This window comes from Corynebacterium sp. ACRPJ (assembly GCF_022347345.1).
Lineage (GTDB): Bacteria > Actinomycetota > Actinomycetes > Mycobacteriales > Mycobacteriaceae > Corynebacterium > Corynebacterium tuberculostearicum_D.
Genome location: NZ_JAKRNC010000008.1, coordinates 25,619 through 43,520 on the forward strand (window position 1 = coordinate 25,619; position 17,902 = coordinate 43,520).

17 protein-coding genes are annotated in these 17,902 nt (G+C 64.2%); 7 read left to right on the top strand and 10 right to left on the bottom strand.

The genetic code is table 11. From position 1 onward, the window contains the following. Positions 1–4: 4 nt before the first annotated feature. The gene (locus tag MHY08_RS06780; protein WP_239236028.1) at positions 5–841 is read left to right on the top strand and encodes a PHB depolymerase family esterase; all 837 of its coding nucleotides are present in this window, start codon (positions 5–7) and stop codon (positions 839–841) included. A 63-nt stretch (positions 842–904) separates the two neighbouring features. Then, positions 905–1,915 carry an HNH endonuclease signature motif containing protein gene (locus tag MHY08_RS06785; RefSeq protein WP_239236029.1) on the top strand — a complete coding sequence of 337 codons (1,011 nt, stop codon included), beginning with the start codon at positions 905–907 and terminating at the stop codon, positions 1,913–1,915. A gap of 15 nt (positions 1,916–1,930) precedes the next feature. On the opposite strand, the gene rlmB is transcribed toward MHY08_RS06785, so the two are convergent. Genes rlmB through MHY08_RS06810 form a run of 5 tightly spaced genes read right to left on the bottom strand, consistent with a single transcriptional unit; the run spans position 1,931 to position 6,114 of the window. Beyond that, positions 1,931–2,878 carry a 23S rRNA (guanosine(2251)-2'-O)-methyltransferase RlmB gene (rlmB, locus tag MHY08_RS06790; RefSeq protein ID WP_005325725.1) on the bottom strand — a complete coding sequence of 316 codons (948 nt, stop codon included), beginning with the start codon at positions 2,876–2,878 and terminating at the stop codon, positions 1,931–1,933. 22 nt (positions 2,879–2,900) lie between these two features. Continuing rightward, positions 2,901–4,289, bottom strand: a complete 1,389-nt coding sequence (gene cysS / locus MHY08_RS06795; protein ID WP_239236030.1) for a cysteine--tRNA ligase — start codon at positions 4,287–4,289, stop codon at positions 2,901–2,903. 44 nt (positions 4,290–4,333) lie between these two features. Continuing rightward, entirely contained in the window at positions 4,334–4,816 is a 483-nt protein-coding gene (ispF, locus tag MHY08_RS06800) for a 2-C-methyl-D-erythritol 2,4-cyclodiphosphate synthase (RefSeq protein WP_005329967.1), read from the bottom strand. Continuing rightward, on the bottom strand, positions 4,809–5,558 hold the full coding sequence (ispD, locus tag MHY08_RS06805; protein ID WP_239236031.1) for a 2-C-methyl-D-erythritol 4-phosphate cytidylyltransferase: 750 nt from the start codon (positions 5,556–5,558) through the stop codon (positions 4,809–4,811). The genes ispF and ispD overlap by 8 nt, the downstream gene beginning before the upstream one ends. After that, entirely contained in the window at positions 5,530–6,114 is a 585-nt protein-coding gene (locus MHY08_RS06810) for a CarD family transcriptional regulator (RefSeq protein WP_239236033.1), read from the bottom strand. Before MHY08_RS06810 ends, ispD begins: the two co-directional genes overlap by 29 nt. A 192-nt stretch (positions 6,115–6,306) precedes the next feature. Here MHY08_RS06810 and MHY08_RS06815 point away from each other — a divergent pair, with 192 nt between their 5' ends. Continuing rightward, a complete protein-coding gene (locus MHY08_RS06815; RefSeq protein ID WP_239193288.1) occupies positions 6,307–6,894 on the top strand; it encodes a hypothetical protein in 588 nt (195 codons plus the stop codon). 73 nt (positions 6,895–6,967) lie between these two features. Beyond that, positions 6,968–8,338 (top strand): DNA repair protein RadA, encoded by a 1,371-nt coding sequence (gene radA / locus MHY08_RS06820; protein WP_239236034.1) that lies wholly within the window; start codon positions 6,968–6,970, stop codon positions 8,336–8,338. Positions 8,339–8,341: 3 nt separating this feature from the next. On the opposite strand, the gene MHY08_RS06825 is transcribed toward radA, so the two are convergent. After that, complete coding sequence (locus tag MHY08_RS06825) at positions 8,342–9,046, bottom strand: hypothetical protein (RefSeq protein ID WP_204610976.1); 705 nt, start codon at positions 9,044–9,046, stop codon at positions 8,342–8,344. 62 nt (positions 9,047–9,108) lie between these two features. Continuing rightward, positions 9,109–9,723 (bottom strand): carbonic anhydrase, encoded by a 615-nt coding sequence (locus MHY08_RS06830; protein WP_239236037.1) that lies wholly within the window; start codon positions 9,721–9,723, stop codon positions 9,109–9,111. 35 nt (positions 9,724–9,758) lie between these two features. On the opposite strand from MHY08_RS06830, the gene MHY08_RS06835 reads away from it, so the two are divergent. Next, positions 9,759–10,619 carry an A/G-specific adenine glycosylase gene (locus MHY08_RS06835; protein WP_204610974.1) on the top strand — a complete coding sequence of 287 codons (861 nt, stop codon included), beginning with the start codon at positions 9,759–9,761 and terminating at the stop codon, positions 10,617–10,619. A 56-nt stretch (positions 10,620–10,675) separates the two neighbouring features. Here MHY08_RS06835 and MHY08_RS06840 read toward each other — a convergent pair whose 3' ends face one another. After that, the gene (locus MHY08_RS06840) at positions 10,676–10,846 is read right to left on the bottom strand and encodes a DUF4236 domain-containing protein (protein ID WP_080970400.1); all 171 of its coding nucleotides are present in this window, start codon (positions 10,844–10,846) and stop codon (positions 10,676–10,678) included. A gap of 142 nt (positions 10,847–10,988) precedes the next feature. On the opposite strand from MHY08_RS06840, the gene MHY08_RS06845 reads away from it, so the two are divergent. Next, on the top strand, positions 10,989–12,116 hold the full coding sequence (locus MHY08_RS06845; RefSeq protein WP_239236039.1) for a lipase family protein: 1,128 nt from the start codon (positions 10,989–10,991) through the stop codon (positions 12,114–12,116). Positions 12,117–12,205: 89 nt separating this feature from the next. Here MHY08_RS06845 and MHY08_RS06850 read toward each other — a convergent pair whose 3' ends face one another. After that, the gene (locus MHY08_RS06850; protein ID WP_239236042.1) at positions 12,206–14,962 is read right to left on the bottom strand and encodes an ATP-dependent Clp protease ATP-binding subunit; all 2,757 of its coding nucleotides are present in this window, start codon (positions 14,960–14,962) and stop codon (positions 12,206–12,208) included. Between the two features lie 216 nt (positions 14,963–15,178). Between MHY08_RS06850 and MHY08_RS06855 the strand changes: the two genes are divergently transcribed. Then, on the top strand, positions 15,179–16,378 hold the full coding sequence (locus MHY08_RS06855) for a serine/threonine protein kinase (RefSeq protein ID WP_239236044.1): 1,200 nt from the start codon (positions 15,179–15,181) through the stop codon (positions 16,376–16,378). Positions 16,379–16,391: 13 nt separating this feature from the next. On the opposite strand, the gene MHY08_RS06860 is transcribed toward MHY08_RS06855, so the two are convergent. Next, complete coding sequence (locus MHY08_RS06860; RefSeq protein WP_239236046.1) at positions 16,392–17,813, bottom strand: MDR family MFS transporter; 1,422 nt, start codon at positions 17,811–17,813, stop codon at positions 16,392–16,394. Positions 17,814–17,902: the final 89 nt, after the last annotated feature.

A 17,902-nucleotide genomic window follows, 5' to 3' on the forward strand; every position in this document is an offset into this window, starting at 1 on the left:
GGCTATGCACGTACACCGCCGCACCGCGGATGTGGATGGCCGCACCCGCCGCTTCCTCGTCATCGCGCCGGATAACCCCGGCCCGCGCCCGGACCTCTTGCTCTTCTTCCACGGCTCGCTGCAGTCCGGCAACGTGATGCGCCGCTTTACTAACGGCACCTTCGACGAGCTTGCCGATGCCACCAACACCATCCTCGTCTACCCCGACGGCGTCGACCGCCATTTCAACGATTGCCGCAGCATCCTGCCCGTCACCGCCCGCGCGGAGAACGTGGACGACGTTGCCTTCGCCGCCTTCCTCGTCGAGGAGATGCGGCGCGAATTCGGCACCGACCGCACCTTTGCCTGCGGCTACTCCAACGGCGGGCAGATGGTGCTCCGCCTGCTTTTCGACGCCCCCTTTAGCCTCACCAGCGCCTGCATCTTCGCCTCCACCCTGGGCGAGGGCGACAACCACGCGCCCAGCAACCCGGACGGTTACCGGCCCACGCCGCTGCTGTTTTTCCACGGCACCGCCGACCCGTATGCGCCGTATGAGGGCGGGGTCGCCGGGCTGGATGCCGAGCGCACCCGCGGCCGCGTGCTTTCCGCGCCGGCCACCGCCGAACACTTCGCGCTGGCCAATGGCTGCCAGCCACCCCGCGACTACCACCCCACCGCGGATGTCACCGCCACCGCATACGACGGCGATTTCCCCGTCGGGCTGTGGACCATGGAGGGCCTCGGCCACGTGATTCCCTCTAGCATGAAAACCGACCCACGCATAGGACCAAATACGGATTCCTTCCGCGCTGTGGATAAGGTCCGCGAGTTCTTCGGCCTCGACGACGCCGAGGCCTAGTTATCCACACCCGCACCCAGCGCACCGCGCGCCGGCGTGCACCCGCACTTAACGTGTGGAGCCGTGAACGCGCTACAGAAATTCTTGACAGGCCTGGCGGCCGGCATGGACATTATCGCCGACTGCCACGGCCTTACTAAGCGCGCGCTTATCGACGCCGGCTGCCCCGACACCACCGCCGCCCGCCTCCTTACCCTCGCCGATACCTACTTCGGCCCCACCGCCTTTAGCCGGCTCCAACGCGAATCCATCGCAGCGGCCCGCGCCAACGGGCACAGCCTCACCGCGTTGCTAGCCATCGAGCGCCACGCCTCCAAGCTGAAAAATAAGCGCCAGGCCTGGGCACTGCGGCGGGAGCTATGTGGGATGAAGGGGGATGCATCGGACGTCGATAAGCAGGGGCGCACACGCGTGCGCGAGATTAAGGGCCCGCCGCAACGCACACCCGGAGTCAAGCTCTACCGCCGCGCCGATGGACCGTGGACCATGACGATTACCGGCAAGTCTGCGGACATCGCGGATATGCACGCCGCGCTCGATAAGGACGCCCCACTCGATTCGGTGCGCAAGATTTTTCAAGGCACCGCCGCCGCTTCCCGCCCGGCCGTGACCACCAATGTGGTGCTGCGCCTGGACGAACTCGACCGCGTCGTCGACACCGCAGGCGATGACATCACCCTGCAACTGACCAATGGTGCCCGAATGACCGGCGCGGACCTAGTGCGCCGCGCCTTTACCGCGCACGGCTTTGTGACTCTGATCCACCCCGTGAAAGGCCCGGTGAACCTGTACCGCACCGAGCGGCTCGCCTCGCCGAAGCAGCGCACCATGGCCGCCGCGGAAAACCCCACCTGCCCGTGGCCGCAGTGCAACTACCCCGCCGATGAATGCCAAGTCCACCACCTCACCGCGTGGCGCCACGGCGGCGAGACCAACCCCGAAAATCTCACCATCGCCTGTCCGTATCACAACGGCGTCAACGACGATGACCCCAACGCCCCGCCGCTGCGCGGCCGCCTGGCCAGGGTGAATGGAACCATTAAGTGGCTGCCACCCTGGGCGGAAAGCGGCTAGAAACCTCGCTGGGGGTTACTGGGCCGCGCGGCGCTGACGTGCGAATTCGGAGAGCACGGAACCGGCCGCGACGGAAGCATTGAGGGACTCGACCCAGTCGGTCATCGGAATGGACATGATGACGTCGCAGTTCTCGCGTACGAGGCGGGAGATACCCTTGCCTTCGGAGCCGATGACGATGACCACGGGATCCGTCGCGCCGTTATAGGTGTCCAGCGTGTGCTCGCCGCCGGCGTCGAGGCCGACGACCTGGTAGCCGCTCTTTTGGAATTGCTGCACGGTGCGGGTGATATTCGTCGCGCGGGCGACCGGCAGGCGCGCCGCCGTGCCGGCCGAGGTACGCCACGCCACCGCGGTCACGGACGCGGAGCGGCGCTCGGGGATAATGACGCCGTCGCCGCCAAAGGCCGCCACGGAGCGGATGACCGCGCCGAGGTTGCGCGGATCGGTGATGTTATCCAGGATGACGAACATGCCTGGGCGTGCGTTCTCGGCCGCTCGGGCGATGAGCTCGTCGACGTCGGCGTACTTATACGGCGGGATCTGCAGCCCGATGCCCTGGTGCATGCCGTTACCGGTCATGCGGTCCATCTCGTGGCGCTGCACCTCGATGATGGGGATATTGCGGGTATTGCACATGGCCACGGCCTCGGACAAGCGCTTGTCATTGCGGGTACCGGCCACGATGTAGAGCGTGGTGGCCGGCACCTTGGCGTGCAGGCACTCGATGACCGGGTTGCGGCCCACAACCATCTCGGCGGTCTCCTTCTGGTGGCGGCCGGAGTTGCGGCGGTCGCGCTCCAGCTTGGCCTTGTGCTTGGCGTGGTAGATGCGGTCCTCTGCCTTGGGCGTCGGGCCTTTGCCGGCCAAGCCCTTGCGGCGCTGGCCGCCGGAGCCCTTGGTTGCGCCCTTCTTATTGGTCTTGCGGATTCCCGCGCCACCGCGGCCGTGGGTACGTGCCATAATTTATGTCCTTTCGGAGTGCTTAACGCTGCGCCAGCGACCAGGTCGGGCCGTCTGGGGTATCGGTGATGGTGATGCCGGCGGCCGCGAGGCGGTCTCGGACGGCGTCGGCAGTAGCGAAGTCCTTGTCCGCGCGCGCCTGGGTGCGCCGCTCCAGCTCAGCTTGTACCAGCGCATCCAGCGCGGCATCCGCCCCGCTAGCTTGCGCTCCATCTTCCCACTCCAGCGGGTCAAAGCCAAGTACGTGTGCCATCGCGCGGACCTGGCCAGCCAGCGTGCGCGCCTCGGCCTCATCGCCGGCCGCGAGCGCCTTATTGCCAGCGCGGACGGTGGTGTGGATTTCCGCCAGGGCCTTGGGCACCGCGATGTCATCATTCATCGCGTCTTCAAAGCTCTGAGTCCACTCGCCAAGCTCCAGATCGTCAAAGTGGCCGAGGAAGTCTTCGATGCGGCGGTAGCCAGCGGCGGCCTCGGTCAGCGCGGCCTCGGAGTACTCCAGCACGGAGCGATAGTGTGCCGAGCCCAGGTAGTAGCGCAGCTCCACCGGGCGCACCAGCTCCAGCATATTCGGGATGGACAGCACGTTGCCCAGGGACTTCGACATCTTCTCGCCCGACATCGTCACCCAGTGGTTGTGCATCCAGTAGTTGGCGAACTTATCGCCGGCCGCATGCGACTGCGCGATCTCGTTCTCGTGGTGCGGGAACTGCAGGTCCAGGCCGCCGCAGTGGATATCGAAATTAGAGCCCAGGTAATAGGTGGACATGGCCGAGCACTCCAGGTGCCAGCCAGGGCGGCCGTCGCCCCACGGGGTGGGCCAGCTGGGCTCGCCCGGCTTCGCGGCCTTCCACAAGGCAAAGTCCTGGGCGCCGCGCTTGGCGGAATCCTCGCCTTCGCCCTGCTCCATTTCCTCTACCTTGTTGCCAGACAGCGAACCGTAATCGGAGCCTTCGGCCTTGGTCCAGGCGGCGACGTCGAAGTAGACGGAGCCGTCGGCGGGGTAGGCAAAGCCGGCGTCGATAAGCCGCTGCATATAGTCGACCATCTGGGTGACAAAGCCGGTCGCACGCGGCTCGACAGAGGGTGGAAGCACACCAAGGGTGTTATAGGCCTTGGTGAACTCGCGCTCGTAGGTGGACACCCATTCCCACCAGGGGCGATTATTCTCGGCCGCCTTGGTGAGGATCTTGTCATCGATATCGGTGACGTTGCGCACCAGGGCTACGTCATAGCCTTGGGCGAGCAGCCAGCGGCGCAGGATGTCGAAGGCGACGCCTGAGCGCAAGTGCCCGATGTGCGGCTGGGCCTGCGGGGTGGCGCCGCACAGATAGATGGAAGCATGGCCGGGGCGAATAGGCTCGAAATCGCGTTGGCTGCGGGTGGCTGTGTCATAAATGCGCAAAGTACTCACGCCACCCAGTCTAATTGACGCGTGCGCGGGGTTAGTGTGGTGGGCTAGGCGCGCCAGACGACGGCCGTGGCAACCGCCGCGCGGCCCTCCTTACGGCCGGTAAAGCCCATATGGTCCGTCGTCGTGGCAGAGACGGACACGGGGGCACCAAGGATTTCGCTCAGTACCGCTTCGGCCTCTTCGCGGCGAGGGCCCATCTTGGGGGTCTGGCCGATGAGCTGGGCGGCGGCGTTGCCGATGATGAAGCCTTCGGATTCGAGCAGTTCGCGGCATTCGCGCAGCAGCTTCGCTCCGGATACGCCGTCGTATTCGGGCCGGCCGACGCCCACGAAGGAGCCGAGATCGCCGAGGTGGGAGGCGGATAAGAGGGCGTCGACAAGCGCGTGCGCTACGACGTCGCCATCGGAGTGGCCTTCGCAGCCAGCATCGCCCTCGAAGAGCAGGCCGGCGATCCAGCAGTCCTTGCCGGCCTCGATCTGGTGGGCGTCGGTGGCGATGCCAACGCGCGGGATAATCGGGTTAGTCATGGGTCTCCTCGGTCAGGGCGTGGGCCAGGGTGAGATCGATGGGCGTGGTGATTTTGAACGCCAGGGTATCGCCCGGCACGGTTGCCACGCGCTCGCCGTGCCATTCCATGAGGCTGGCGTCATCCGTGGCGGTGAATTCGGGCTGCTCGGCCCAATAATCGAGGTTGGCCTGGCGCAGCGCGGACAGGCGGAAAGCCTGCGGGGTTTGCACGGCGCGCAGGCGGGAGCGGTCGGGAGTGCTCACCACGGCGTCGGCCGCGACTTCCTTGATGGTATCGGCCACGGGAACCACGGGCACGGCCGCTGGGGCGCCTCCGAGCACGCGCTTGGCGACGTCCCGCACCATCGCCGCCGGAGTCAGCGCCCGGGCCGCATCGTGGATGAGCACCACGGCGTCGTCGTCGGGAATTGCTTGCAGGCCGGCCCACACGGAATCGGCGCGCTCGCTGCCACCGTGCACGAGGCGGATGGGTGCGGCGTTGGTGGCGTTTTTGCCGTCTGCGGTGTCGATGCGGCCGATGATGCGGGCTGCCTCGGGCTCCATGTCTGGGCTGACCAGCACGATGACCTCATCGACCACGCCGGAGGCCAGCAGCGCGCGCACGGAGCGCTCTAGGAGGGTGCGCCCGCGCAGCTCGACATAAGCCTTGGGCACCTCGGCACCGAGGCGGGTGCCCTGGCCGGCGGCCGCGATGAGCGCGATGACGCGCGGTTTAGTCTTCGTCGTCGAAGGAGAGGTCATCGAGATCGATGTCGTTGTCGATATCGGTGGTGATGGACTTATCGTCTACCAATCCGGCCGCGTGGTGGCGCTCGATGGTGGCATCGATCTCCTCCATCATGGTGTCGGCCTTCTTCTCGTCGACCGGCTTGGCCAGCGCGAGCTCGCCCACCAGGATGGTACGGGCCTTGCCCAGCATGCGCTTCTCGCCGGCCGAGAGGCCACGGTCCTGGTCGCGACGCCACAGGTCGCGAACGACCTCGGCGACCTTATTGATATCGCCGGAAGCGAGGCGCTCCTGGTTGGCCTTATAACGGCGGGACCAGTTGCCGGCCTCTTCGACGTCCTCGTCACGCAGCACGGAAAAGACCTTTTCCAGGCCCTCCTTGCCCACGACGTCGCGCACGCCGACGTTATCGGCGTTCTTGATGGGCACGCGGACGACTAGGTCGGACTGGTTGATGTGCAGCACCAGGTATTCCAGCTTCTCGCCGCCCATCTCGCGGGTCTCGATATCCTCGATGACGGCCGCACCGTGGTGCGGGTAGACGACGACCTCGCCGACCTTATACTCCATTGCCACTCCTTGTGTTCCCGTTTAATCCCGGTTGACTAAGGCCGCCATTTTATCACGAGCGGCCGCCCCGCCTGCGGATACCCCCGTATACCCCCATGGTCTACCCGCCCGGTTTGGGACTAACTGTGTACTTTATTGCCAAAGGGACTAGGCTAAAGCGTTGACAAGCCCTGTGATCGCAATTGATGGAGGATGCTCAACGTGCAGTCCCTGAAGTCCGCCGCCCGCCGCGGTGCCATTATTTCCGTAACCGCCGTCTCCGCTCTGGCGCTGGCTTCTTGCTCGGCGGGTCACGTCACCCAGACCGCTGACAAGGTGGCTGCGGTCGATGGCGCTTCTGCAAGCACGGAAGACAACAAGGTTGCGGTTCGCGATGTCACCATCTTGGTAGAACCGGACGGCACCGCTGCCTTGAAGTTCACCGCCGTAAACCAGGGCTACGATACCGATGTCATCTCCCTGGAGTCCGTAGAGGTCGACGGCCAGCGCGTCGAGATGGACAAGGCTCAGCCGCTGCACCGCGACCAGTCCATCATCGCGGATTCCCAGAAGAACCTGGACGCGACCACCCAGCAGGATTCTGAGACCGTCCAGTACATCGCCACCTCCCTGAAGAACGATGACTTTGGCTACGCCGGCGACCGCCCGGTTACCTTCGAGTTCTCCAATGGTTCCATCGACGTGGACGCCACCATTGCCGCCACCCAGATGCAGTCCGGCGAATTCGACCGCGACGTCGAGTCCTCCGAGGGCTACTCCTCCGAGGCTCCAAAGAACTAAGCCACGCCGCCCAAAATCACCGCCTCCAGCCCGTTTCGGGCCGGAGGCCTTTGCGTGTTTTAGGCTAGAGGCCATGGCCAAGAAATCTCGCCCCATCCATACCTGTTCCGAATGCGGCTACGTCTCGCCGAAGTGGCTCGGCCGCTGCCCCGACTGCGGGTCTTGGGGCACGTTGGAGGAAAGGGCCCCGGTGGTGGCGGGGCCTGGGACAGCGGGGGCGTCGGCAAGCAAGGGCGTAGCGCCGTCGAGCCCGGCGCAGCCGATTACCAAGATTGGGGCGCAGGCGACCAAGACGGTGCGCACCGGCATCGGCGAGCTCGACCGCGTGCTAGGTACCGGCATTGTGCCCGGCTCAGTGGTGCTCATGGCCGGCGAGCCGGGCGTGGGCAAATCCACGCTGCTGCTGGAAGTAGCCTCGCGGTGGGCCCAGCTCGGCCGCACCGTGCTCTATGCGACGGCCGAGGAATCGGCCGGCCAGGTCCGCTCCCGCGCCGAGCGCACCGGGGCGCTCCAAGAATCGCTGTACTTGGCGGCCGAGTCCAACTTGGATGCGGTCTTTGGCCACGTGGATAAGCTCAAGCCGAGCCTCATCATCGTCGATTCGGTGCAGACCATGCACGCCGTGGGCGTGGAGGGCGTATCGGGCGGCGTGGCGCAATCGCGCGCGGTAACGGCCGCGCTGACCTCCCTGGCGAAATCCACCGGCATTCCGGTGCTGCTGGTGGGCCACGTGACCAAGGATGGCAACGTCGCCGGCCCGCGCGTGCTGGAGCATCTTGTCGACGTCGTCTTGAACTTCGAGGGCGACCGCCAATCCAGCCTGCGTATGCTGCGCGGCATCAAGAATCGCTTTGGCGCCACCGACGAGGTGGGGTGCTTCGAGCAGACGGCCGGCGGCATTCGGGAAGTCGCGGACCCTTCCGGGCTGTTTCTCTCGCACCGCGGCACGACGCCGGATGGCTCGGCCGTAACAGTCGCGATGGACGGCGTGCGGCCGATACTGGCGGAAGTGCAGGCGCTGACGGTCGATCCGGTAGCGAAGAACCCGCGGCGCGTGGTGACCGGGCTGGACTCCAACCGCGTGCCGATGGTGCTGGCAGTTCTGCAGGCGCGCGCCGGCCAGCGCACCAACGACAAGGATGCTTATGTCGCCACGGTGGGTGGCATGCGGATTACGGAAACCGCGACGGATTTGGCGGTGGCGCTGGCCACGTGGTCCTCGCTGCACGAGCAGCCGCTGCCGGCCAAGACGGTAGTCATCGGCGAGGTGGGCCTGGCCGGCGAGTTGCGCCCAGTACCGAACGTGGAACGGCGCTTGATGGAGGCCGCGCGGCTGGGCTACAAGCACGCGCTCGTCCCGCGCGGGGATATCGAGCCGGTCGAAGGCATGCAGGTGCGCCAAGTGGCGACGCTGGGGCAAGCCATCGCCGCGGTGTCAGGGTAGCGCCTAGCGCAGGGTGAAGTCCTGCGGCGGGGAGGAGTTATCGCCGATGACGGTGTGAGCAAAGTAGGCACCGGGCTCGGCCGCGGGGCGGTCGGTGCACTCGCCCGGTTTGGAGGCCTGGCGGGACCATTCGGCCTCGAATTTCACGTCCTTGCCGGCCGGGAAGGTTTGCGAGCCGGTCTGCACGGAGGCATAGCAATCCGTATCGGACCACACGCGCTCGTTATCGGCCATCTTGTAGACCTCGAAGCGCAGCAGATTCTTATCTAGGTCGATTTTGCAGTCCGCGGCCGTGGGGTTGGTGACGGTCATGAAGAACTTCGGCAGCTCGCCTTCCGGCACGGAGTAGTTCAACATGGAGGTGCGGACATCGAGATCCGCGAGTTCGCAGGTCTTCTTGGCTGCCTCGGAGCTTGCAGGCGCAGCGCTCGACGGCTCGCTTTCGGCCGCCTTGCTTTCCGATGCCCCCTCGGCCGACGTCTTCGTCTCCGAGACGGTCCCGGAGGATTCGGGGGCGGCAGAGGAGGAGGTTTCCTCATCTGCGGACGTAGGGGCAGGTGCGGCGGTATCGGCCGGCTCCTCGCTGCTGCCCCCGAAGGCGGCCACGGCCGCCCAGATCAGCACCACGGCCAACACGAGCACGATGATGAGCGCAGCCACGCGGCGGCGCTTGTAGATCTCTTCTGGTAGGGGCTTTTTCTGCGTCACACTGTCAATTCTAAGCGGTGGGCGCGGGCCGGTGCGCTAAGCCCGCGCCGCGTGTCAGGCCGCTACTTCACGCCAAGGGTCTGCAGGGTCTCCACGCTGGAGTCCTCCAGCAGGTAGCGCGCGCCGACGACGCCCAAGGCGCCCTCGTCGAGCAGGCGGCGGATGTTGGGCACGTTGGCGACTAGTTGGGCGACGGTCTGGCGGGTGTGTTCCCTCTCGACGTCGTCAGTCGTGGCCTTAGGGCCTGCCACCAGCGCGGAGGCAGCGACTTTTTCAATAATGGGGCGCTGCAGGCCGGTGGGCAGCTCGCCGCCGGCCACGAAGCCGGTAGCCGCACCGACCGCGCCGCAAGATTGATGGCCGAGGACCACCAAAAGGTTTGGCTTGAGGGCGGCGAGGGCGTAGTCGAGGGAGGCTAGGACGGCGTCGTCAAGAATGTGGCCGGCGGTGCGGATGACAAAGGCATCGCCGAAGCCAATATTGAATACGTGCTCGATAGGGGCGCGGGAATCGGAACAGGAAATGACTACCACGCGGGGATCCTGGCCGTGGGTAAGACCCTCGCGGTTATAGATCTCGCGCACGTCGACGGTCTCGCCGTCGAGAACGCGCTGGTTTCCGGCCTGGAGGGCCTCCCATACGGCTTGTGGTTCGTGGGCAACATTACGTAAAGGCATAGGCCACATTCTAATGCCTTAGACTATCCCTCACGATGGATACGCAAGTTCTTCTTTCCTGGTTCGATGCCAATGAGCGCGACCTGCCGTGGCGCCGGCCTGGCACCAGCGCCTGGGGCGTGCTGCTCAGTGAGGTCATGAGCCAGCAAACCCCCGTCGCCCGCGTGGCCCCCGTGTGGGAGGAATGGATGCGGCGTTGGCCCACCCCTGCGGACTTCGCACAGGCTACCCGAGCGGAGGTGCTGCGCGCTTGGGGCAAACTGGGCTACCCGCGCCGTGCCCTGCGCCTGTGGGAGTGTGCGGGGGTAATTGGCAGCGGCGAAGTTCCCGCGGACGTCGATGAATTGCTACGCCTACCAGGCATTGGGGACTACACCGCGCGCGCTGTGGCGTGCTTTCACTATGGGGTAAATGTGCCGGTGGTCGATACCAATGTGCGGCGGGTTTATGCCCGGGCGGAAGAGGGCCGGTTCCTGGCGCCGCAGCCCGCGAAGCGAGAGTTGGCGGCCGTAGCCGAGCTTTTGCCGGCCGAGAATGGGCCGCGCTTTTCGGCCGCGCTCATGGAGTTGGGCGCGCTAGTGTGCACGGCGAAGAACCCCTCCTGCGAGCAGTGCCCGCTGCGCGCAAGCTGTGCGTGGCAGTTAGCTGGCCGGCCGGAGCCCAGCGCGCAAGAGCAGGCGCAGGCGAAAAAGCGCGTGCAGAAATTCGTGGGCACGGACCGGCAGGTGCGCGGCAAGATTTTGGATGTGCTGCGCGCGGCGGATGGGCCGGTGCCCCAGTCCGAGATTGATGTGGTCTGGCCCGATGCGGCACAGCGCTCCCGGGCGTTGGCTTCGCTGCTTGCCGACGGCCTCGCCGAACAAAACGACGCCGGCCTCTTCCACCTACCCATCTAGGGAGTTAATAACGGCCGGCTATATTCGCAGTTCGCGATCTTGCGGGTGTGATCTGTTTAACGCCACCGACCGCGGAAATTGAAGCCGCCGGGCAGATTTACCCACATTCCGCCGCGGGAATTAAACGTTACAGGTCCTACCTTGGTAGACATCGAGGCTCCGGAGCCAGAAACGTTAATCCAGCTATTCTTGCCGGTCTTTTTTCTTGAACGATACTGAAGTCCCATGAGCATATATTTTAACAATTCCGCTTCCGCCGTTCCTACTGACCGGTAGGTTTTGGATATGGAAAAGATTTGCATAAGGCTTTTAGCCGTTTGTTCACTGATTCTCGGTACCCTCTTAGTTCCACCAACAGCGCAGGCGGCGGTGACCTCGACCCGACCTTCGCCGCACGTGCTCGATGGCGTCGGCCGCGGGCAGGTATTCACGTATGACACCACTACGGATGATGGTCGGCCGATTCAGGCCTCGGCAACGTTGTACGAGCCCAAGGCGCCGTGGCGCGGGAAAGGCGAACGGCCCACAATCATCTTTGCGCCCGGCACTCGCGGCGCCGGGGACCAGTGTGCACCATCGCGGGCGGGCATGGGCTTAGGTTCGGTAGGGCTGAGCAAGGTCGGCTCCCCCACCATCAACGCGAACTACGAGTACGGCTTCTACATGGGTGCGCTCCACCATGGCGCCCGAGTGATAGTCGCGGATCTCATCGGCCTGGGCATGCCAGGCCACCACACCTATGTCAATCACATTGAGGAAGCGCACGCCATGCTCGATGCCGCCCGCTCCGGCTTGGAGCTGGCCCACGCTCCGAAGGACGCCCCTATCGGCTTTGCGGGCTACTCGCAGGGCGGCGGCGCTTCGCTTGCCGCAGCGGAATTCGCCGATTCTTATGCACCCGAGCTGAACGTGGCCGGTACCTACTCCGGTGCCCCTCCGGCCGACCTACCAAAGGTGATGAAGGCCATCGACGGCTCCTCCATCGTCCATGTGCTGGGATACGCCATCAATGGCTTTGCTGAGCGCGACACCAAATTCCGCGATGCGGTCCTTGAAGAGTTCAATCCCCGCGGCATCGACTTCCTGCGCTCCGCGGCCACCAGCTGCACGGGTGACTCCATCCTCATGTGGGGCTTTAGCAATACCCGCCAACTCACCCGCACCGGGGAATCACTGTCCGAGCTCGTCGAGCGCAAGCCCGTCATCAAGGAAACCTTGCTAAGCCAGAATCAGGGCAAGCACCCGCTCAAGGGCCCGGCGATGATCGCCAGCTCGCCGCACGATGACCTCATCCCGCACGAGCAGGTCCGCGCCGTCGCAAGAGCATACTGCCAGATGGGCGGAACCGTAGATTTCATGGCCGCCCCCGGCACTGCGACCATCCCGGGCGCTGGCGCCGACCACGCTTTACCGCTCTACATCAACATCCCGGTGGGCTTGAAGTACCTCTTTGACCGCTTCAACGGAAAACCGGCACCATCTAATTGTGCTGGCTAAATGGGGTCCGAGCCCGCGGAACTGCACACAAAAAGCCACCCAGCCTCGCAGAAAGCGAAGTACTGGGTGGCTTAAATCGTTGCCCAGAGTTACATCGGCTGGCCGGCGCCTGCTGGCGGCGGGTTGTGGCCGTCGTCATCGGAGTCGGAACCAGAGCCGGACTCTAGGTCGGTTCCGGCGGCGGTGGAGCCGCCATCGCCCGGAACGTCCGGGGTGATGGTGTCGGGCTCGCCGGCATCGGTGGAGTCGGCGTCGTTTTCGCGCACCTCGGCGTCGTCAAGCTGCGGCTCCTCGGTGTCCTCCGGCAGAGGCTTCGGGCGCGGGCTAAAGGTGAACTTCGCGCCCGTGTTGTCCTTGGACTCGCCGTCCCAGCCCTCGACGTCGACGGTGATGATTTCGCCGGCGCCGATTTCGCCGAAGAGGATCTTCTCAGAGAGCTGGTCCTCAATCTCGCGCTGAATGGTGCGGCGCAGCGGACGAGCACCCAATACTGGGTCGAAGCCGCGCTTAGCCAGCAGGTCCTTTGCCTTCTGCGTGAGCTCGATGCCCATATCGCGCTCATCCAGTTGCTTGGCCACGCGGCCGATGAGCAGCTCGACCATCTCCACAATCTGCTCTTGGGTGAGCTGGTGGAAGACGACGATGTCATCGATACGGTTCAAGAACTCTGGGCGGAAGTGCTTCTTCAGCTCGTCGTTGACCTTCTGCTTCATCCGGTCGTACTGGGCATCCGCATCGTTTTCGGAGGAACCAGTAAAGCCCAAGCCCACCGGCTTCGAGATGTCCTGGGTGCCCAGGTTCGAGGTGAAGATGAGAACGGTGTTCTTGAAGTCGACGACGCGACCTTGGCCGTCAGTAAGGCGGCCATCTTCCAGCACCTGCAGGAGGGTGTTGTAGATCTCCTTGTGGGCCTTCTCAATCTCATCGAAAAGCACAACGGAGAACGGCTTGCGGCGAACCTTCTCGGTCAGCTGGCCACCCTCTTCGTAGCCAACGTATCCCGGAGGAGCACCGAAGAGGCGGGAAGCGGTGAAGCGATCGTGGAACTCACCCATGTCGATCTGGATGAGGTCATCATCCGAACCGAAGAGGAAGTTAGCCAGGGACTTCGACAGCTCGGTCTTACCCACACCGGACGGGCCGGCGAAGATGAAGGAGCCGGACGGGCGGCGCGGATCCTTGAGGCCCGCACGGGTGCGGCGGATGGCGCGGGAGACGGACTTGACCGCCTCGTCCTGGCCAATGATGCGCTTGTGCAGCTCCTCTTCCATGTTGAGCAGACGGTTGGATTCCTTCTCCGTCAGCTTCAGCACCGGGATGCCGGTCCAGTGCGCCAAGACCTCAGCGATCTGGTCCTCGCCTACCTCGGCGATTTCCTCAAGGTCGCCAGAGCGCCACTGCTTTTCCTTCTCCGCGCGCTCCTCGCCCAGCTTGCGCTCCTTATCGCGCAGGCCGGCCGCCTTCTCAAAGTCCTGGGCATCGATGGCCGCTTCCTTTTCCTTGCGGACCTCAGCGATGCGGTCATCGACCTCGCGCAGGCCCTTCGGCGCGGTCATGCGCTTGATGCGCATGCGGGCGCCAGCCTCATCGAGGAGATCAACGGCCTTATCCGGCAAGAAACGGTCATTGATGTAGCGATCCGAGAGGGAAGCTGCAGCATGCAGCGCCTCATCGGTGTAGGACACGCGGTGGTGCGCTTCGTACTTATCGCGCAGGCCCTTCAGGATCAAGAAGGTGTCATCCAGGGAAGGCTCCTCCACCTTGACTGGCTGGAAGCGGCGCTCCAGGGCGGCATCCTTCTCGATGTGCTTGCGGTATTCCTCAAGGGTCGTAGCACCGATGGTCTGCAGCTCGCCACGAGCCAGCTTCGGCTTGAGCAGCGAGGCTGCATCGATGGCGCCTTCAGCAGCACCAGCACCAACCAGGGTGTGGATCTCATCGATGAACAAGATGATGTCGCCGCGCTGGTTAATCTCCTTGAGCACCTTCTTCAGGCGTTCCTCAAAGTCACCGCGGTAACGGGAGCCAGCTACTAGGGAGCCCAGGTCCAGCGAGTAAAGCTGCTTGTCCTTAAGGGTCTCTGGAACCTTACCGTTGACGATGTCGAGCGCCAAGCCCTCAACGACTGCGGTCTTACCAACGCCCGGCTCACCGATGAGAACCGGGTTATTCTTCGTACGGCGAGACAGCACCTGCATGATGCGCTCTACCTCGGACTCACGGCCGACGACCGGATCGAGCTTGCCGTCCTTAGCTGCCTGGGTGAGGTTGCGGCCGAACTGGTCGAGCACCAGGGAATTGGAACGCTCGCCGGAACCGCCGGAGCCGCCACGGCCGCCTGCGCCGGCACCTGCGCCAACCGGACCGGAGCCCTGGCCGTTGGAGGAACCACCCTCCTGCTGGCCGCCCTCATAACCGGACAGCAGCTGGATAACCTGCTGGCGCACGCGCGGCAGGTCGGCGCCGAGCTTGGTCAACACCTGGGCGGCGACGCCATCGCCCTCGCGAATGAGACCCAATAGCAAGAACTCAGTACCGATGTACTTGTGTCCCATCTGCAGACCTTCGCGCAGGGAAAGCTCCAGCACCTTCTTGGCGCGTGGGGTAAAGGGGATGTGGCCGGTGTGCGGCTGGCTGCCTTGGCCGATGATTTCCTCGACCTCGCGGCGGACATCCTCCAGGGAGATACCCATGGATTCCAGCGCCTTGGCGGCTACGCCTTCGCCCTCATGGATAAGGCCGAGCAGGATGTGCTCGGTGCCGATGTAATTGTGGTTAAGCATGCGTGCTTCTTCCTGCGCCAAAACGATGACGCGGCGAGCACGATCGGTAAACCTCTCGAACATGATTCCCCTATACTTTCGCTTCTAATGTGATACCCACTCTAACGCGGCAGTCCGCCGATAATTTCCCGTTTTGTTCCCAGATGCCCGCAATACCGCCAGAATCCACCATATTCGCAGCTCACACGGGTGTACGCCGGTAGCGAACAGAGGCATGGGCATGTAATCTAGAATCGTTTTGTTCCCTGCCCCTCCCCACTTTTTAAGGACATCGCGACCGTGCCCCAGCTTCCTGAGTTCTTTGCCACCCAACACAACCTGCACGAATTGGCCGTGTTGGATGAGGCGCCATCGTCTACCCTCTTTGCGGTCGAAGATGGAAACACGCACCAGCAGCTGAGCGTGGAAATCTTCGCGCCGGAAATTACCGGCGTGGTGGACAAGTCCACGGCACTGCATGGGTTGCACCATCCAGCCATCGCGCCGCTGGTGGGCACGGGCACTACCGCGGATGGGCAGGAATTCATCGTGCGCGAAGGGGTTTCCGGAACCCAACTTTCTGAGCTTCCTAATAATCTCAGCCGCGAGGAGGCCGCCGACGTCTTCGGCCCGTTGGCGGGTGCGGTGGACTTCCTAATTTCCCGCGGGCGGGCAGACTTTGCGGTGCATGGGCTAAGGGAGGCCCGAGTGGGCGTCGATAAGCAACGCCAGGTTTCGGTGCTGGCTGCGGCCGGCCCGGCCGGCGAAGAGCACGGCGATGCGGTGGCGGCGTTTGAGGAGCTCGTTGCCCGCAAATGCCCGGAGTATAAGCCCACTGGCACGGCCGAGAGCGCCAAGGATGTGGTGTCTCACCTGCGCCCGCAGCGCGATTTCGATACCGCGCAGATTCCCCGCGTGCAGGAGCCAGAACCGCGCCCTCAGCAGCAGTTCGCCCCGCCGCAACAGCCGCAACCGGTGGCCCAGCCCATGGCGCAGCCGCAGCAACCGCTGGCACCCGCGCCGAAGAAGAAGGGCAAGGGCGGGCTCATTGCGCTCATCACGGTGCTGGTGGTGGCCGCGATTGCTGCTGCGGCCGCGCTGTGGTTCTTCCTGTCCTACCCCAGCTGGAATGACAAGGAGCAAAACCTCGCGGATGCGTATCCGGACTTGGTGGGCTCCCGCAGCGGCCAGGATGGCTTCGATGGGGCTAAGTGCTCCTCGCGCGAGCCGGAGTCTGGCCAGGAGGCCAAGATTTCCTGCGTGGGCGATGGATTCAACTACATCGTGACCTACTACCCCAGCGTGGAGGAGCGCGATGCCATGCTTCCCGACGCCGAACCGGTCGAGCTTTCCAATGACCAGTGCACCATCCAAAGCTTTGAGACCACCGCTGATGTTCCGACCTACGTGATGGCCGTGGAAGGCACCCAGTCCGCATTCCTGGTCTGGGGCGATAAGGCAGAAGAGGAGCGGCTGAACCTGCCGCTGTGCGCCTCTTAATTTGTCCTTGTTCCTATTCCGCGGAGGGTACGCGCTTGAGGAACGGGGCCAGTACGACGACCACCAGCGAAAGCACGCCGGCAAAAAGGAAGGCCCAGTGCGCGCCGTGAGCCGTGGCGGCTGCCTCGTTCATGCCTTGGGCCGCACCGGACTTGGTGCCACGGGTCAGGAAGGTCATCAGGAAGGCAGTGCCGGCCGCACCCGCCAGCTGCTGCAGGGTATTGAGGATGGCGGAGCCGTGCGAGTAAAGCTCGTCTGGCAGGGAGGCTAGGGACGTCGTCATCAGCGGCGTCATCATAAGCGCGATGCCCAGCGCAAAAAGGATGTGCATGCCAATGACCATCCATACCGCACTGTCCTCGTTGAGCAGGGTCATCAGCCACGTGCCCGCGGCTAGGAGCAGGGCGCCGGGGATCATGAGCGGGCGGGGCCCGTGGATGTCATAGAGGCGGCCGACCATCGGCGAGATGCCGCCTTGGAGCAAGCCGCCAGGCATGACGACGAGCCCGGTGACCAGCGAGCTTACCGCCAGGGAGGTCTGCAGGTAGATGGGCAGGATATTGACCACGCCGAGCAATAGCCCAAACATGAGCAGCATGCCCAGTACCGCCACGGTGAAGTTGGGAACCGTAAACGGGCGCATGTCCAAAAGGGCGCGATTGTCCTTGGCCAGGCGCAGCTGACGGCGGGTGAAAAGCGCCAAAGCCACGAGGCCAACGATGAGGACGACGATGTCTACGAGGCCATCGCCCTCCAGCATGTTTTCCAGGGACGATACGGCGTAGACCAATCCGCCAAAGGCGAAGACGGACAGGACGACGGATGGGAAATCCAGCGGGGTATCGCGCTTATCTCCCACGTTGACCAGGCGGAAATAGCCGGCGGCGCAGATGAGGCCAAGCAGCGGCACCATGGTCCAGAAGATGACGTGCCAGCTAGACATGCCCAACACGAAGCCGCCCACCGTGGGTCCGAGTGCTGGGGCCACGGAAATGACCACGGAGATAATGCCCATGACGCTGCCGCGGCGCTGCGGTGGGACGAGGGTCATCGCCACCGTCATCAGGGTGGGGATCATCAAGGCGGTGCCGGCCGCTTGGAATACGCGCCCCACCAGCAGCACGCCGAAAGCCGGGGCGAGCGCCGCCAACACCGTACCGGCAAGAAAAACGCCCGACGCGGCCAAGAAGATCTGCCGGGTGGTGAACTTATCCATGAGAAAGCCGGTGGTCGGGATAACCACGCCCATGGTGAGGAGGAAACCGGTAAGCAGCCACTGGGCGGAGGTCGCGGGGATGCCAAAGTCCGCCATGATGGTGGGCAGCGCCACCGACAAGGCGGTCTCGTTCAGGATCATCACCATCGCGCCAAGGACGAGGATGGTGAGGTTGATTTTTACCTCTGCGGAAATGTGGGGATCTGGTTTCTGAGACACCCAGACAGGATACTGAGGCCGCGGGTGCGGGGAAAGTCGAGGAGTATAGTTTTAGTGTCTTCATCCGCGCGGTGAGACCGCGCCACCCG

Coding starts and splice junctions, on each gene's coding strand:
- MHY08_RS06780 (WP_239236028.1), top strand. CDS start 5: ATGCACGTACACCGCCGCACCGCGGATGTGGATGGCCGCACCCGCCGC.
- rlmB (WP_005325725.1), bottom strand. CDS start 2,878: ATGGCACGTACCCACGGCCGCGGTGGCGCGGGAATCCGCAAGACCAAT.
- ispF (WP_005329967.1), bottom strand. CDS start 4,816: ATGACTAACCCGATTATCCCGCGCGTTGGCATCGCCACCGACGCCCAC.
- ispD (WP_239236031.1), bottom strand. CDS start 5,558: ATGACCTCTCCTTCGACGACGAAGACTAAACCGCGCGTCATCGCGCTC.
- MHY08_RS06810 (WP_239236033.1), bottom strand. CDS start 6,114: ATGGAGTATAAGGTCGGCGAGGTCGTCGTCTACCCGCACCACGGTGCG.
- MHY08_RS06815 (WP_239193288.1), top strand. CDS start 6,307: ATGCTCAACGTGCAGTCCCTGAAGTCCGCCGCCCGCCGCGGTGCCATT.
- radA (WP_239236034.1), top strand. CDS start 6,968: ATGGCCAAGAAATCTCGCCCCATCCATACCTGTTCCGAATGCGGCTAC.
- MHY08_RS06830 (WP_239236037.1), bottom strand. CDS start 9,723: ATGCCTTTACGTAATGTTGCCCACGAACCACAAGCCGTATGGGAGGCC.
- MHY08_RS06835 (WP_204610974.1), top strand. CDS start 9,759: ATGGATACGCAAGTTCTTCTTTCCTGGTTCGATGCCAATGAGCGCGAC.
- MHY08_RS06840 (WP_080970400.1), bottom strand. CDS start 10,846: ATGGGACTTCAGTATCGTTCAAGAAAAAAGACCGGCAAGAATAGCTGG.
- MHY08_RS06850 (WP_239236042.1), bottom strand. CDS start 14,962: ATGTTCGAGAGGTTTACCGATCGTGCTCGCCGCGTCATCGTTTTGGCG.